Raw genomic sequence first — 16,353 nt, 5'->3', positions numbered from 1 at the left:
AATTATGCGAACAGTACCAATCCAATTACCAGAAACAGTATTTTCAGCACTTCGTAAAAATCCAGAAGAATTTATCCAAGAAATGCGAGTTGCCGCAGCAGTTAAATGGTATGAATTAGGCGACATTTCACAAGCCAAAGCAGCAGAGATTGCTGGGCTAACTCGTGCTGAATTTATTAATGCCTTATCACGCTACCAAGTAGATTTTATGCAATATACTGCCCAAGAGTTAGCCCAGGAACTGGCAAATGTTGATTAATCGTGTAATTATTAACTCTTCACCTTTGATTGTTATGAATGAAAAGTCAGCAAGCAAAATTAATTCCACAATTATTCACAGAAGTTTTAGTTCCATTCTGTGTTTTTGAAGAAGTCACAACAAAAGATGATATCGCATCAACATAATTGCCCAATATTTATTGGATACAAACAGTAGAAGTTAATACTATTGCTCCTGGAATTCAAGCTTTGCGTGACGCTGGTTTGTGGTTATCCGATAGTTTGGTCAATTTACTCAAACAACAAGCAGGGGAATAGCGATCGCTATCAATTATAACTTCAAACAGCTTTTGCTCTCTCTTGCTCCGTGCCCTCTGCGCCTCTGCGGTTTGATTCTCATCTAAGTAACAAAGTGCTTAGACGTAGCCCGTCGTAAATATCGCCTATCCATTTTGAGTACAAAACTCGAAACTTGAACTTCAAAAGCTCAAATGGCTATATCTAAAGGCAAGCCACTGCTTTTAAATATTTATATACAAATGGTATTTTTACCTCAAACAGAGAAGATTTCCCCATGAGACAAAGCTAGAATAAAAATAAACTTTACAAGCTGTTTATGCAATGGGCTAATTTTCTAGCCGAAGAAGCTGCTACGAATGGCTTATCTCTAGAGCAAACGGCAGCTTTTGCAAAATATTTTCAGACAGAAGACTTAGGTAAAAGTAAAGCTAAACTTTCCAGGGAATTAAACGTTGATATTGCTGCTTTCACAAAGTGGGTGGGTGAGGTATATGACAAGTTTGCCCAGAATAATCCTGAGTTAGCTACTTTCAACAATCGAGACAAACTAGAAAAGTTACAAGCTTACCTAAGCGTAAAATATAATAGCGAATTGGATGTCCTCAAACCATTGGCGGCGATGAAATTATTAAAATCGCTAGTGGTTCGGGAACGACTGCAACAAGAAGCTTGGGTTGCCAGAAGAATTTGTAAGTTTTTGGGATATTTACCTTTAGCGTTAAAGTTAGTGGGACGATATTTGGATAAGATGCCAGATTTGTCTCTGGAAACACTGCTGAAGTGGCTAGAGAAGAAACGAGTAGAACATGAACCAGTAGTCAATGCTAACTCATTGATGCCTGATGAATACGGTATATTTGAAGCTTTTGAATTGACTTGGGAACAGTTGGATGAAAACGCCCAAAGCTTTGGCTGTTTGCTAAGTTTATGTGCTTTAGCTGACATTCCCCTATCTGTTGAGACAATAGAAGATGACAAAAAACAAGAACTCAACGAGAAAGCCATAGCCGATTTACTAGAATTGCATTTGCTACAACAGAAAAGTAAAGAAATTTATCGTCTAAATCCACAGATTCGACAACTTTTCCGAATGAAGTTGGATAAGTCAAGTGAAGCGGATGAAGCAAAAACTAAATTTGCAGCCATGATGTTAGAGGTAGCAAAGCTAATTCCGCAACAGCTTAACTCTGAAGACATTCTCAACCTTACTCCACATATCCCGCACATTACAGAAGTTGCAACCCACCTATCCGAATATATAGGCGATGAAAATCTAATCACTCTGTTCACCAAATTAGCCTGGTTTTATCAAAGTCAAGGACTTTATCAGCAAGCAGAATCTTGGTTGCAATGGTGTGTAGAACTAACTCAAAATCGTCTTGGTTTAGAACATAGCGATGTCGCCACTAGTCTGAACAATTTAGCATTACTCTACGAATCTACAGGACGCTACAGCGAAGCCGAACCCTTGCTTGAGAAAGCTTTAGCACTGAGAAAGCGCCTGCTAGGAGAAGAACATAGCGATGTCGCCACTAGCCTAAGCTATTTAGGATTAATCTACGAATCTACAGGACGCTATAGCGAAGCCGAACCTTTGTATCAGCAAGCTTTAGAACTGTGGAAACGCCTAGTGGGAGAAGAACATCCCCATGTTGCCACGAGTCTGAACAATTTAGGAGCATTGTACTGTTATACAAGACGCTACAGGGAAGCCGAACCCTTGCTCAAGCAAGCATTAAAATTGAGAAAACGCCTGCTGGGAGATAACCATCCCGATGTTGCCACCAGCCTGAACAATTTAGCACAACTTTACGAATCTACAGGAAGTTACAAGCAAGCCGAACCTTTGTATGAGCAAGCTTTAGAACTGAGTAAACGCCTGCTGGGAAATAACCATCCCGATGTCGCCATTAGCCTGAACAATCTAGCAGCACTTTACCGTTATACAAGACGCTACAGAAAAGCCAAACCCTTATTTGAGAAAGCTTTGAAAATTTGCGAACGGACTTTAGGTATAAGTCATCCGACAACTATGACGGTTCGGGCAAATTATGCCAGCTTTTTAAGAGAAGCATATCACTAGCGATCGCTCTGTGTCTCCTCGAATGGTTTAAAATAATATCCCCCTCTTCTTCGCTAATGAAGAGGGGTAAGAGTCTACTTACATCCTAAAGATTTACGAGTATCCACACCAGTTTTAGAATTCACACCACTTGCCTTAACACAAAGCTTTTTCACTTGTATCCCGTCTAAAATTGCATTCGTAAAATCAGTACCTGTGATATCCACGCCATCAAAAGTAGAACGCAACATCATTGCATCAGTCAACACAGCATCACTTAAATCAGCATCCTTAAACCTTGTTAAATAGGCTATGCCTTCACTAAAATCAGCACCATGCAGATTTACTCCCTCCAATACGCTACTGTTAAATACGCCACCACGTAAGTCAGCATTGCTAAAATTAGCATTCTCTAATTTGAGATTGGTAAACTCAGTACCAATTAAACTTTGACCAGAGTAATCCTTGCCCTTAAGTTCATCATTACCCACAGAACGGGTAATACTGGAAGAACTTGCAGCTTGTGCCGATAGGGGAAACAAAAAAAGAACCATAGCTAAGACAAAGCTAGCTAACAGTCGCCAATATTTCATAATCTCTTCTTAATAAATCTCAACACTTTCACCATTAACTATTAAACCTTACAGAAGGGGACAAGGGAGAAGAAGGAGTGGGGAGCAGAGGGGCAGGGGAGCAGGAGAGTAGGGGGATAAGGGGGAATTATTGAATAAATTTCTCCCTTATCTCCCCCCTCTTCCTTGTCTCCCTCATCTCTTCTCCATGCCCTATGCCCTATGCTCCATAACCAATTCAATACATAAAGACTGTAAAACTAGAAAGCATCTCGTAGGATGATAGATGTTGAGGTGCGATCGCAATAATTACCTGTGGCTAATCAAGAAGACAACGCCCAATCTCTGGCGCGAACCCATTTATATCAACTGGGTGTAGAACTCAAAGCACGCCTTACTAGCTTTGGCGGCTGGGAAATGCCTGTGCAATTTAGTGGAATTAGCCGCGAACACGAGGCTGTAAGAAATACAGCCGGAATGTTCGATATTTCCCACATGGGCAAATTTACCCTCCAAGGTAAAAACCTGATTTCCCAACTCCAGCCACTAGTGCCTTCCGATTTGAGTCGTTTACAAACTGGTCAAGCACAATACACCGTATTGTTAAATCCCCAAGCGGGAATTATTGACGACATCATTGTTTATTATCAAGGTGAAGACGCCACTGGTACACAGAAGGTATTCATCATAGTCAATGCGGCAACCTCCAGTAAAGATAAAGCATGGCTATTGCAACACCTTGACCTAGATAAGTTGCAATTCCAAGACCTTTCACCAGATAAAGTCTTAATTGCCGTCCAAGGGCCAAAAGCGATTAAATATCTCCAGCCATTAGTGCAAGAAGACTTACAACCAATTAAAGCCTTCGGACATTTAGAAGCAACCCTACTAGGTAAACCTGCCTTTTTGGCCCGCACAGGTTACACCGGAGAAGATGGCTTTGAGGTGATGGTAGACCCGAATGTGGGAGTAGAATTGTGGCAAACTCTCCATAAAAATGGTGTTATCTCCTGTGGACTGGGTGCGAGAGACACTCTACGCTTAGAAGCAGCGATGGCACTTTACGGACAAGATATCGATGACATCACCACACCCTTAGAAGCAGGTTTGGGGTGGCTAGTTCACTTAGATACTAAAGGTGATTTTATTGGTCGGGAAGTTTTAGCACAACAAAAAGCCACTGGAGTGCAGCGCCGATTAGTAGGTTTGCAAACCCAAGGACGCAACATAGCCCGTCATGGTTATCAAGTGTTATCCGCAGGTAAAGTTGTGGGAGAAGTTACTAGTGGCACCCTGTCACTTACACTTGGTTATCCCATTGCCTTAGCTTACATTTCCACCCAGCTAGCAACTGTCGGTCAGCAGCTAGAAGTTGAAATTCGCGGCAAAGCTTATCCAGCAGTTGTAGTTAAACGTCCCTTTTATCGGTCAAAAAATCGTGTTGCCAACTGATAAGCGCCGAGGTTTTTGAGGAATAATGTGTTGTGAGTTATTCAATCTACACTAAGGTTCATAACCAGATATGGCTTGGATGACTGTTAGGGAAATAATTTTTTTGATAAGGGAGAGGAAGTGATATGTCTTTTGAATATCCTCAAGATTTCAGATACCTTGATTCTCATGAATACGTGCGAATTGATGGTGAAATTGCCACCATTGGCATTACTGAGTTTGCCGTACATGAATTGGGTGATATCGTCTTTTTGGAACTGCCAGAAATTGGCGACGCTCTTACCAGAGGAGAAAACTTTGGCACAATTGAATCAGTGAAAGCCGTTGAAGAACTGAATTCACCAGTAACAGGCACAGTTATAGAACGCAATGAAGCCTTAATTAGTTCTCCTGAAGAAGTGTCAGAAGACCCCTACGGGGAAGGGTGGTTTTTGAAAGTGCGTGTCAATGACCCTGGTGAAGTTGAGGATGCCTTGACAGCGGATGAGTATCGCGCCCAAGTAGAAGGGGAGTAAGGAATAGGGGGATGAGGGGGATGAGATAAAACTTTCTCCCTTATCTGCCCCATCTGTTTTATCTCCAACTCCACTTAAAGATATAACGGTTCGCATTTAGATTCCTGTTCCCCCCTTTTTAAAGCAGGGCTGATTCATTCTCTAAAAGGCGCTGATTTACAAGCGTTTCAAGCAAAAAAATCAGGTGACTAAAAAATCTGATTGGGCAGGAAAATGACGATTGCACTTAAATTTACTGGTTGAGGTGGTAGTTTTTGTTTTTCCCACTCAAGCAAATTTCTGACTCGTACTCTTGACAAAATCCCCAAGATATCGGATGAAACAGCCCTGCCTTGCAAAGGTGGGTTAGGGGGCATCAACAAACTTTTAAAACATCCTTTAAGACCTTTGATTTTATATTCAAACTTCTAATCTTTTTTGATGCCAAATCAATGATAAGTAGAAATTCACCCAAATCGCTACTTTCAAAAAATTCCCCAAAAATTATCAAAAAAAGCTATTGACTTTACATACGTTTACTGCGATACCAACTTTTTACTGAATTTAATATAGTTTTAATTTATACGTGTTTTTTTATACATATAAATGCCTTTGACTTTTTTTGTATCTGTTTCTTAAGATGTTACTAAGCAGATATAGCAATCCTAAATGATTTGTAAGAAAATTTACCCCCCGATGCTTTGGGGGACAACAGTGGGGTTAGAACAATCTCAAATTCTCACGAATGATTTAGGACTGCTATAGCAAATTTAGATGGATAAAAAAGATGTGTTTGCAGATATTCTCTGGACATTATCAAATACCTCATTTTTTTGAAATCTGTGATCAATAACACATACTGAGTTATTGAGAAAACCATTACTTAGATAAATAAACATATAGCAAGAATGCACCTTACAGCTTAATGTGCATTTTATTTCTGTGAACTTTAAATCAGCAAACCGACCGTAGTAACCTAATTGAGAGGATTTTGATCATGGCTAGACTAAGCATTCCACCCAATTTAATCCGCGCGGGCAATGCGGATAAAATAGTCGGGGAAGAGTTAAATGCATCTGTAGCAATTGGAATAGATATTTTAAGTAAAGGTTTAATTGATACAGGCTCAGGAAAGGACACCATTGAAGGCACGGGTGTTGGCAATATCGGCAGCAGCAGTACTGGTGGCAACGGCGGCAACGGCGGTACTGGCACTGGCATTGCTAACAGTGGCAATTTGAATACCAAAGACCAAGAAGACACTATTTCTGGCACAGGGAAGGGCGGCGACGGCGGCAACGGCTACAGCTACACCTCCTACACTGATAACCAGGGTGGCAAGGGTGGCAAAGGTGGCAACGGCACTGGCATTGCTAACAATGGCAGTCTCAATGCCGGAGATCAAAAAGACACTATCAATGGCATCGGTACTGGCGGTAAGGGTGGCAACGGTGGTGACGACAGCGGCGATGGCGGCGAGGGTGAGGACGGCGGTAGTGGTACTGGCATTGCTAACACTGGCAGTCTGAATGCAGGAAACCAAGAAGACACTATTTCTAGCATCGGTACTGGCGGCAAGGGTGGCGACGGCGGCTACGGGGAGAAGTACAGCAATCTCGGCGGCGACGGCGGTAGTGGCACTGGCATTGCTAACACTGGCAGTCTGAATGCAGGGAACGGAAATAATACAATCATCGGTACAGGGAAGGGCGGCAACAGCGGTGACGGTATCGGCTACATCTACGGCACCGATCGTACCTACGGCGGTAGTGGCATTGGTATTGCTAACAGTGGCAATTTGAATACCGGAGACCAAGAAGACACTATCAACAGCACCGGTACTGGCGGCAATGGCGGCAACGGTACCGGCTACTACGCCGAGGGCGCTTACGGCGAGACTGGCACAGGCATTACTAACAGTAGCAATTTTAATACTAGGGACGGAAAAGACACTATCAACGGCATCGGTACTGGCGGCAACGGCGGCAAGGGCGGCTACGAGGGCGAAGGCGGCGATGGCGGTACTGGCACAGGCATTGTTAACAGTAGCAATTTGAATACTGGTAACGGAAATGATACTATCAACGGCACAGGGAAGGGCGGCAACGGCGGCGACATCGGTAACAGCGGTTACGGCGGCAACGGCGGTAGTGGCACAGGCATTACTAATAGTGGCAAGTTGAATACCGGAGACGGAGAAGACACGATCATCGGCACAGGGAAGGGCGGCAACGGCGGCAAGGGTGGCTACGGCGGCAACGACGGTAACGGCGGCAAGGGCGGGACTGGCATCCAGAACATTAAAGACGCCACCATTACTACAGGGTCAGGCAAAGACACGATTATCGGTTATGGAAATACCTTAGGAACGAATACCACAGCTTATGGGATCTTCAATGATGGAGTGATTGATACCGGCTATGATTTTGACAAACTTACCGGACAGGCAACAACCACAATTGGTGGTATTGCTTATGGTATTTACGGACAAGGAATCATTAAGACTGGTGATGGCAATGACGAAATTATTGCCACCAGTATCCTAGACAAGGTTCAACAAAAAGTCTCTATTGGTGGTGGCATCAAGATTGATCTGGGCACTGGGGATGACTACTTAAAAGGATTCGGTGCTGCAAATGTTGATGGTGGTAAAGGTTTTGACACCCTCGATCTGGGCGCTTTCAAGCGCTCTGAACTCATCGTATCTGGTGTTACTTCTGGCAATACCCTTAATTCTGCCAACATCAGTTTCAACAACAATGGAAACTCCATTAGCTTCTCTACGACTGGCTTTGAGAAATTTCTCTTTGCAGATAGCTCTTTCTCCTACAGCACTCTGGCAAACGGTGCATAATAAGTTTGTTAACAACGGGAGCAAGGCGATACAAGGGAGAACTCTGCGTACAAGGCAGTCTTTCTATCTTGCTGTTGGTTTACAGCTATTAGATAGCCAATACTTTACCCTTATATGACCACTTAAAGCGATCGCTCTCGTTCAAATTTAATACTTTCGGAGCTAATCGTGCCACACTAGTACAGCCATGATCTGCTCAAATTAAGTTGACACCAATGGGCAGTGCCCATTGGTGTCAATTTAGGGTGAGAACCAGTCAAGAACAAGTTTTTAGCAGATTGTCTCGTTTCTAGTCTGTGACTGGGAACGAGGTGGTTTTAAAGGAGTTTTAGCTTAAGTTGACACGTATGGGCAGTGCCGTGCCCCTACGGGTGTACCTCACGTAAACGAGAACCGCTATAAGTCATGAAATTTAGATAAATTGAAAAGTTACACTTACTTCTCATCAGTATTTATTGCAAAATATGAAATAGTACCATCTGGAGAGTAATTTGTGGTATTAAACGCCCCTATTCTCAAGTCTAATGAGCAGCAAGTGCTGGACAAAAAAAGTCAAAAGTTAAGTAGTTTTGTGCCAAGACACATTGGCCCTAACTCCGATGACATCCAGCTTATGCTTAAGGTTTTGGGGTTTCCCAGCCTGGATGCCCTAATTGACCAAACAGTTCCACAGGCAATTCGGCTGAAGCAACCGCTAAAGTTACCAAAAGCCGAAAGTGAGTATGCAGCACTGGCATCGTTAAAAAAAGTTGCTGCCAAAAATCAGGTTTTCCGTTCATTCATCGGTATGGGCTATTACGACAGTATTACCCCACCTGTGATTGGGCGTAACATCCTAGAAAACCCCGGTTGGTATACTGCCTACACTCCTTATCAGCCAGAAATTGCCCAAGGGCGACTAGAAGCGCTGCTGAATTTCCAAACCCTGATTATTGACCTCACAGGTTTAGAAATTGCCAATGCTTCGTTACTTGATGAAGCTACAGCCGCCGCTGAAGCGATGAGCCTAAGCTATGGTGTTTGTAAAAATCAGGCAAATGCCTATTTTGTCTCTAGTGAGTGCCATCCCCAAACCATTGACGTGTTGCAAACACGCGCTCAACCATTAGGGATTAAGATTATTGTCGGCGATCATCAAACATTTGATTTTGATCGACCAATTTTTGGGGCTGTTCTGCAATACCCTGCAAGTGATGGCACTATTTACGACTACCGCGCTTTTATAGAAAAAGCCCATGCTAAGGGTGCATTGGTGACGGTAGCAGCAGATCCTTTAAGTTTAACTTTGCTGACCCCGCCTGGGGAATTTGGCGCTGATATTGCTGTCGGAAGCACTCAGCGATTCGGTATTCCTTTGGGGTTTGGGGGGCCTCATGCGGCATACTTTGCTACGAAGGAAGAGTATAAACGGCTGGTTCCAGGGCGAATTGTGGGTGTATCAAAAGATGCCCAAGGTAAGCCTGCATTACGTCTCGCATTGCAAACCCGCGAACAGCATATCCGCCGCGAAAAAGCTACTAGTAATATCTGTACTGCACAGGTATTGTTGGCGGTGATGGCGAGTATGTACGCCGTATATCATGGACCTACTGGACTGAAGCAAATTGCCGAAAATATCCATTCTTTGACGGTGTTATTGGCAGAAGGACTGAAGCGTTTGGGTTACAGCATCAGTTCCAAAGATTTCTTTGATACGCTGCGAGTAGAACTGGGAAGACGCAATTTAAAAGATATTCTGGCAGTTAGCGAACAACTTCAAATTAACCTACGGGTTTTTGATGCAACTACTGTTGGTATTTCGCTGGATGAAACAACTACGCCAGAAGATTTAATCGACCTCTGGCAGATTTTTGCTGGTACAGATGATTTACCCTTCACTTTAGAAGAATTAACTTCTGACTCATCCTCTTATCTTCCTCTCTCGCGTACAAGTACATATCTCACCCACCCAGTTTTTAACCGCTATCACTCAGAAACTGAGTTGTTGCGCTATCTGCACAGGCTAGAAAGCAAGGACTTGTCGCTAACGACATCGATGATTCCTTTGGGTTCTTGCACAATGAAGTTGAATGCTACTGCTGAGATGATTCCGGTAAGTTGGGAGGAATTTGGCAAAATTCATCCATTTGCCCCTGCGTCGCAAACACAAGGTTATCAAATCCTGTTTAAGCAACTTGAGGCATGGTTAGCTGAAATTACTGGTTTTGCGGGAATTTCTCTACAACCAAATGCTGGTTCTCAGGGTGAATATGCTGGACTTTTAGTAATTCGTCAATATCACGAAAATCGGGGTGAAGCACACCGTAACGTCTGTTTGATTCCCACTTCCGCACACGGGACAAACCCAGCAAGTGCGGTGATGTGTGGGATGAAGGTGGTAGCTGTTGCCTGTGACTCACAAGGTAATATTGACGTTGATGACTTGAAGGCTAAGGCAGAAAAACACAGCAATAAATTAGCTGCCTTAATGGTGACATATCCCTCAACTCACGGTGTCTTTGAGGAGCCAATTCAGGAAATCTGCGCTGTTGTCCATAGTCATGGTGGACAAGTTTACATGGATGGGGCAAATATGAACGCCCAAGTAGGAATTTGCCGTCCTGGAGATATTGGCGCGGATGTCTGCCATTTAAATTTGCACAAAACCTTCTGTATTCCTCATGGTGGCGGTGGCCCTGGTATGGGCCCCATTGGTGTTGCATCCCATCTTGTGCCTTTTCTGCCCGGACATCCTGTGGTAGGGACTGGGGACTGGGGACTGGGGAATAGGAAAGAGGAAATTCCCAATACCCAATACCCAATATCCAGTACCCAGCATATTGGTGCTGTGGCAGCTGCACCTTGGGGTAGTGCGAGTATCTTGGTGATTTCTTGGATGTACATTGCCATGATGGGTGCAGGGGGTTTAACCCATGCAACGAAGGTGGCAATTCTCAACGCTAACTATATTGCCAAGAAACTAGAATCGTACTATCCAGTTTTATATCAGGGGAAAAATGGTCTAGTTGCCCATGAGTGTATTTTAGATTTGCGATCGCTCAAAAAATTGGCTGCGATCGAAATCGATGATGTTGCCAAGCGTCTGATCGATTATGGCTTCCATGCGCCGACTGTCTCCTGGCCTGTTGGGGGTACAATCATGGTGGAACCTACAGAAAGTGAATCTAAACAAGAGTTGGATCGTTTCTGTGATGCGTTGATTTCTATTCGCCAAGAAATTGCCGAAATAGAATTAGGCAAGGTGGATGCCCAAGATAATGTTTTGAAGAACGCACCCCACACCGCCGAAAGTCTGATCGCCGGAGAATGGCAGCATCCCTATTCTCGCGAACAAGCTGCCTACCCTGTACCTTGGACTCGTGAGTATAAATTCTGGCCTACTGTTGGTCGCATTGACTCAGCTTTTGGGGATAGGAATTTTGTTTGTTCTTGTCTGCCAATGGATGCTTATTAAACTGAAGTGAAGAGTTAGAAGTTAGGAGTTAGGAGTTAGGAGTTTTAATTCCTAACTCCTCTAATTCCAAATATGATTGTCTGGTTGTGATACCAGGGAATTAAACGATTAGGCTTGTTGTATTTCTGGACGACCATCTTCAACCACAAATGAAGCCCGCTTACTAATCGTGCCAAATGGGGTTGTGACGTTTGATAAAACTAGATAATCTGACTTCCAGGTTGTGGGAGTTAGGGCACAGCGAACATACCCCCGTTGATTATTGAAGAACTTAATGTGTGGGTTATCGGGTAAGTAAGCTGTAACTGCGGGGCTAGTGTCTGATCCATCGCCACCAGAGGTAATTGAGGAACAGACGAATTCACTCCCAACTGTGGCGGATTCTGGGTTATCAAAGTTAGCCTTCAGGTTCATCGCCCAGTGGGAATGCACATCGCCTGCCAAGGATACTGGATTAGAGGGCTGGCGCTGTCCGAGGAAAGCCATGAGGCGATCGCGCGAAGCCACATAACCATCCCATTTATCCATGCTGTAAGTTCCGCCTTCTCCTGGTTTCATGTCTCTTTGAGCAATCGGAACCTGCTGCGCCAAAACATTCCACTTGGACTGTGAACTATTTAAACCATCAAATAACCAATTCTCCTGCGCTTGACCGGTAATCGTTGCATTCGGATCTAAGTTTTCTGGGCAACGTTCTTTAGTGCCATCACCACAGGGCTGATCGGTGCGATATTGGCGGGTATCTAGTACATGGAAGGTGGCTAAGTTACCAAAAGAGAGCCGACGGTAAAGTTGCATATCGGGGCCAACGGGACGCGAGAAGGGGCGCAGTGGCATGTGTTCGTAGTAAGCCTGATAAGCAACAGTCCGCCGTTGGAGGAAAATTGCCCGATCCTGATCAGGTTCAGTATCAACTTCTGAGATGTTGTTGGCGTAGTTGTTTTCTACCTCATGGTCATCCCAAGTAACAATCCAGGGAAACGCTGCATGAGCTGCTTGCAGATTGGTATCGGTTTTATAGAGGGCGTGACGGTTGCGGTAATCTTCTAAAGTCACAATTTCTGCACTGTTGTGCTGTCTAGGGCGATTGTTTGAGATTCCTCCCTCGTAAATGTAGTCACCAACATGCACTACCAGACTAAGGTCGTCCTTGGCCAAATATTTGTAGGCAGTATAGTACCCCTGCTCATAGTGCTGACAGGAGACAAGGGCAAAGTTAAATTTATTTAAGTAGCTATTTGCTAAAGGCGCTGTACGAGTGCGACCAATGGGGCTAGCGTCTTGACCGACAAGAAAGCGATACCAGTACCAAGTATCAGATTGCAGTCCTTCTACCACAACTCGAACTGAATGAGCTAGTTCTGGAGTTGCCAGTACCGTACCTCTGGAAACAATACGCCTCATGTCTGGATCAGTTGCTACTTCCCAGCGAATTGGTACATTCACAGGTGGCATTCCACCTCCGTTTAAGGGTTCAGGAGCGAGACGAGTCCAGATCACTACGCTGGTAGGATAGGGTTCACCAGACGCTACACCCAAAGTAAAAGGATAATTGGAAAATCTGCTTGTGGCAATTGCTCTTTGAGGAGAAAATTGGTTAGCGATCGCCAAACCAGACAATGCTCCTGCCCCCATAATTAAGTTGCGTCGTTTCATCCGACTGTGCAGGAACTGCTCAAAATTCCGGTAATCTACCATTCTCTACTCCTGACTAACAGGTAAGTTAAAGTACAGCAACAGCTAACACAAAGAAGGCAGGGTAATTTTAGGAAAACTTCGTAAATAATTCCCTTAGCAAAATCAGATTTTAATTTCCAATTTTTTCTTCTGCTATCAATGTGTTAGATATTGTTTTCCTACAGAAAAGCTTACTAATAAGAGATTAATCCTTGGCAAAGGAAGCGTTAATATCAACTTAAACCTTGGTTAGACCTTAACCAAGGTTTAAGTTTATGCTACCTTTCTCTTCATCATCCAGCCAAGGCTACAAGTAAAAATAGCACCAACTAAAAGTGTAGGTTCAGGTACTTGTCTATAAGAAACTGTACCTGATATAAGTTCAGCATCTGGAGAAGTTTTAGAGAAAATTGTAAAATCCTCACCAATAATTTCATAACTGATAGAACGGGAAGGATTAGCTTTATCATTGAACTGATAATCTAACGCAAAATATGTTTTTCCTGTTAAGGATGTGCTTGGAAAGATAAGAGGGAAATCTGGGTAGTTGGCATCATCTTGTTGTGTGTAAACAGTAGAGTCACCATCAAATTTAAAAGAGAGTGACTTAATGGCAGCTTCGGGATTATAGTCATTGCTGAAGGTTGAGTCATCAAAGCTAAAAAAGCCATTTCCCTTAGTTACTGGGCTATCAACTGTGAAAGCGTAATTAAGAATTGCAGCAGATGCAGATTTTGCATCTACGGTAGCAAAACCTAAAGTAAGAGTAGTAGCAGCAACCAATAGTTTTGGAACCAATTTCATCTCAGTTTTCCTCACCATAAACTTCTCTAAGCAATGCAACTACAAGCTATAAAAATAACTTGTTTCTAACTTACTTGTTTTCCTAATGGATATTCATAACTGGTTAGAACAGTGATGACATCAATGATTTGTTTCTATCTCTTGACAAAGAAACAAATCTCCAATTATTTTGAAACACCCTATTTTAGAATTGTGAGTTTAAGCAGACTTTAATCAAAGGTAAAAATAAAATTTAATTTAATGTCAAAGAAGGGAGCAACGCGATTTTGTGAGATTGGGGTTAAATTATCAATTACATCAGTAAATTCTCAATAAAATAGGTTTTTTTGTTGCGATAGCGTAGCGGAGGTAATCGCATCCCAAAATAGCTTATTTCCGTTTTTAGTTTTAACACTTAGCCTTAACTGAATTAGACTTCTTGCATAAATCAAAAAAAGAACCCCACCCCCAGCCCCTCCCGAAGAGCGGGGAGGGGCTGGGGGTGGGGTGTTAGGGGACTTTTACAAGAGGCCTATTGTATTGTCTCTAATTCTTCCCTTACAGATAAAGGCTGATACCCCAAGGCAAAAGCTTTGGAACTATCCAAAGAAACATCTGTTGGTCTAGGTGCTGCCATTTTCACATCTTGTTGTCGGCAGGATTTGAGCTTGGTGGCGGGAAGTTGAAATACTTCTACTAATATCTGTCCAAAATCATAACGAGAAATCCGCTCTTTGCCACCTAAGTGAATAATGCCATTTACTTTTTCTAATGCTAATAAAAGTCCTTTGGCGGCAGATGTTCCACTTACTGGTGTGCGAAATTCATCTATAAATAAACTTAGTTCTTTTTCGGCTTGTAAAGTTTGAATAAATGGCTGAATAAAGCTTTTCGCCGTGGGTGTTGCTGCACCAAACATCAACGGCATTCGACATACTGCGGTCATAGGATATCTTTCTAGCATATCTGCTTCTGCGATCGCTTTTTGCTCACCGTAAAGATTGACAGGACACACGGCATCTGTTTCTCGATATGGAGCATTTAAGCCATCAAAAACTAAGTCGGTTGAGGTAAAAGCACAAGGAATAGAACTATCCGCGCAAAGTCCGGCAATATTACAGGATGCTATGACATTAATTGCGTGCGATTCTTCAGGGTGGGTTTGACAAAAATTTGGTTGCGAATGTGCAGCAGTATGAATAACTGCTTCTGGTTTGACATCATTAAAGATGCGTTTCATTTCCTGAAAATTTGTTAAGTTCGCTTTTAATATTTTCATACCAGGAATCTCTAAAGAATGGGATAAATAAGTACCATAAATCTCCCATTCTTGTTTGGCAAGCTGGCAAAGATGCCATCCTAAAAAACCACTTGCTCCGGTGATTAACAATTTTTTCATGTTTAATCGGAAAGCGCTCAAGAAAAAATCCTTGCTACAGCAGGCTTATATTTTACACTGAGTAGTGGTATAAAATACTATTGCAGTAATTTCTGAAACTGCTTTTTACTACGTACTTTGCTAAAGTCTGGGTCAGTTTTTGCTAATTTCTTGTATTTATCAGGAACAAGCTTGATTGCTTTATCTAAGTTCTCAATTGCTAATTCTACATTGCTCTGTAAAGCATAGGAGCAAGCTTTGTTGTAATATACTTGGTGCAAATCTTGCTTGATGGCGATCGCTTTATCATAAGATACAATACCATCTTGGTAGCGGTGCAGCTTTGTCAGAGCAATGCCTCGGTTAATTAAGGCTTCATATTTGTCAGGATTGATGGCGATCGCTCTATTATAAGATACAAGAGCATCTTGGTAGCGTTGCAACGATGTTAGGGCGATGCCCCGATTATACCAAGCTTCATATTTGTCGGGTTTGATGGCGATCGCTCTATCATAAGATGCAAGAGCGTCTTTGTAGCGTTGCAACGATGTTAAGGCGATGCCACGGTTAATCCAAGCTTCAGGACTCTCAACTTTGATGGCGATCGCTTTATCATAAGCTTTTATGGCGTCTTCATAATTTTGTGTATCTAATAAATTATTACCTTGATGAAACAAATCTTCTGCTTTTTGCGTAGCCTTCGCTTCTATGAAAAGTTGGGTTACATTGCTTTCTTGGACAACCTGTGTAGTATTTTCTGCCGATGAGTTTGACCCACCACTACAGCCAAATGCCAAGAAAGCTATTAAGCCAGATGCAAGGAAGCAGTGCCGAAAAACCATGCTGTACCTACAAAAATTATTAGATGGTATTAAAATTTGTTAGTTTTTTGAGTATTATTAAAATACACTAGTTTTTACCCATTAATTTATTTATATTTTTTTTCAGAAAGAGTCTTGTTGACGATGCATAAAACTTTATTAAAATCAAGCGTGTATAATATATCATATTAAATACACATAAAGCAATCGCTTAGAACCTACTTTACTTAAAAAATAATTATTTGTGTTGCTATATATATTGCGTAGCTGTTACCCATCGTAAACAT

At 42.6% G+C, this 16,353-nt stretch carries 12 protein-coding genes; 7 read left to right on the top strand and 5 right to left on the bottom strand.

What is annotated here, in order from left to right:
• Window positions 1-4: 4 nt before the first annotated feature.
• The 3 genes from HWQ58_RS28135 to HWQ58_RS28125 all read left to right on the top strand — a co-directional run bounded on the left by HWQ58_RS28135 (window position 5) and on the right by HWQ58_RS28125 (window position 2,602).
• Window positions 5-259, top strand: a complete 255-nt coding sequence (locus tag HWQ58_RS28135) for a UPF0175 family protein (RefSeq protein ID WP_292870346.1) — start codon at window positions 5-7, stop codon at window positions 257-259.
• Window positions 260-405: 146 nt separating this feature from the next.
• Entirely contained in the window at window positions 406-537 is a 132-nt protein-coding gene (locus tag HWQ58_RS28130) for a hypothetical protein (RefSeq protein ID WP_292870343.1), read from the top strand.
• 298 nt (window positions 538-835) lie between these two features.
• Window positions 836-2,602, top strand: a complete 1,767-nt coding sequence (locus HWQ58_RS28125) for a tetratricopeptide repeat protein (RefSeq protein WP_292870340.1) — start codon at window positions 836-838, stop codon at window positions 2,600-2,602.
• A gap of 74 nt (window positions 2,603-2,676) precedes the next feature.
• On the opposite strand, the gene HWQ58_RS28120 is transcribed toward HWQ58_RS28125, so the two are convergent.
• Window positions 2,677-3,174, bottom strand: coding sequence for a pentapeptide repeat-containing protein (locus tag HWQ58_RS28120; RefSeq protein ID WP_292870337.1), 498 nt, complete (start codon window positions 3,172-3,174; stop codon window positions 2,677-2,679).
• A 294-nt stretch (window positions 3,175-3,468) separates the two neighbouring features.
• Here HWQ58_RS28120 and gcvT point away from each other — a divergent pair, with 294 nt between their 5' ends.
• From gcvT to gcvP, 4 genes are all read left to right on the top strand, one after another.
• On the top strand, window positions 3,469-4,605 hold the full coding sequence (gene gcvT, locus HWQ58_RS28115) for a glycine cleavage system aminomethyltransferase GcvT (protein WP_292870334.1): 1,137 nt from the start codon (window positions 3,469-3,471) through the stop codon (window positions 4,603-4,605).
• A 125-nt stretch (window positions 4,606-4,730) separates the two neighbouring features.
• Window positions 4,731-5,120, top strand: coding sequence for a glycine cleavage system protein GcvH (gene gcvH, locus HWQ58_RS28110; protein WP_289797706.1), 390 nt, complete (start codon window positions 4,731-4,733; stop codon window positions 5,118-5,120).
• A gap of 976 nt (window positions 5,121-6,096) precedes the next feature.
• Entirely contained in the window at window positions 6,097-7,953 is a 1,857-nt protein-coding gene (locus tag HWQ58_RS28105; RefSeq protein ID WP_292870331.1) for a hypothetical protein, read from the top strand.
• A gap of 493 nt (window positions 7,954-8,446) precedes the next feature.
• Window positions 8,447-11,407, top strand: a complete 2,961-nt coding sequence (gene gcvP / locus HWQ58_RS28100) for an aminomethyl-transferring glycine dehydrogenase (RefSeq protein WP_292870328.1) — start codon at window positions 8,447-8,449, stop codon at window positions 11,405-11,407.
• 108 nt (window positions 11,408-11,515) lie between these two features.
• On the opposite strand, the gene HWQ58_RS28095 is transcribed toward gcvP, so the two are convergent.
• The 4 genes from HWQ58_RS28095 to HWQ58_RS28080 all read right to left on the bottom strand — a co-directional run bounded on the left by HWQ58_RS28095 (window position 11,516) and on the right by HWQ58_RS28080 (window position 16,087).
• The gene (locus HWQ58_RS28095) at window positions 11,516-13,105 is read right to left on the bottom strand and encodes an alkaline phosphatase (RefSeq protein ID WP_292870325.1); all 1,590 of its coding nucleotides are present in this window, start codon (window positions 13,103-13,105) and stop codon (window positions 11,516-11,518) included.
• 252 nt (window positions 13,106-13,357) lie between these two features.
• Window positions 13,358-13,888, bottom strand: a complete 531-nt coding sequence (locus HWQ58_RS28090; RefSeq protein WP_292870322.1) for a PEP-CTERM sorting domain-containing protein — start codon at window positions 13,886-13,888, stop codon at window positions 13,358-13,360.
• Between the two features lie 511 nt (window positions 13,889-14,399).
• Window positions 14,400-15,266, bottom strand: coding sequence for an NAD(P)-dependent oxidoreductase (locus HWQ58_RS28085; protein ID WP_292870319.1), 867 nt, complete (start codon window positions 15,264-15,266; stop codon window positions 14,400-14,402).
• Window positions 15,267-15,343: 77 nt separating this feature from the next.
• On the bottom strand, window positions 15,344-16,087 hold the full coding sequence (locus HWQ58_RS28080) for a tetratricopeptide repeat protein (RefSeq protein ID WP_292870316.1): 744 nt from the start codon (window positions 16,085-16,087) through the stop codon (window positions 15,344-15,346).
• Between the last annotated feature and the right edge of the window lie 266 nt (window positions 16,088-16,353).

Source organism: Nostoc sp. LPT, from assembly GCF_017115165.1.
Classification (GTDB): domain Bacteria; phylum Cyanobacteriota; class Cyanobacteriia; order Cyanobacteriales; family Nostocaceae; genus Nostoc.
Note: the sequence above shows the minus strand (reverse complement) of the source record. Positions and strands in the feature narration are given on the sequence as shown.

What these genes read in the sequence shown, in the direction of transcription:
- HWQ58_RS28135 (WP_292870346.1), top strand. Translation starts at nt 5, where the DNA reads ATGCGAACAGTACCAATCCAATTACCAGAAACAGTATTTTCAGCACTT.
- HWQ58_RS28125 (WP_292870340.1), top strand. Translation starts at nt 836, where the DNA reads ATGCAATGGGCTAATTTTCTAGCCGAAGAAGCTGCTACGAATGGCTTA.
- HWQ58_RS28120 (WP_292870337.1), bottom strand. Translation starts at nt 3,174, where the DNA reads ATGAAATATTGGCGACTGTTAGCTAGCTTTGTCTTAGCTATGGTTCTT.
- gcvH (WP_289797706.1), top strand. Translation starts at nt 4,731, where the DNA reads ATGTCTTTTGAATATCCTCAAGATTTCAGATACCTTGATTCTCATGAA.
- HWQ58_RS28105 (WP_292870331.1), top strand. Translation starts at nt 6,097, where the DNA reads ATGGCTAGACTAAGCATTCCACCCAATTTAATCCGCGCGGGCAATGCG.
- HWQ58_RS28095 (WP_292870325.1), bottom strand. Translation starts at nt 13,105, where the DNA reads ATGGTAGATTACCGGAATTTTGAGCAGTTCCTGCACAGTCGGATGAAA.
- HWQ58_RS28090 (WP_292870322.1), bottom strand. Translation starts at nt 13,888, where the DNA reads ATGAAATTGGTTCCAAAACTATTGGTTGCTGCTACTACTCTTACTTTA.
- HWQ58_RS28085 (WP_292870319.1), bottom strand. Translation starts at nt 15,266, where the DNA reads ATGAAAAAATTGTTAATCACCGGAGCAAGTGGTTTTTTAGGATGGCAT.
- HWQ58_RS28080 (WP_292870316.1), bottom strand. Translation starts at nt 16,087, where the DNA reads ATGGTTTTTCGGCACTGCTTCCTTGCATCTGGCTTAATAGCTTTCTTG.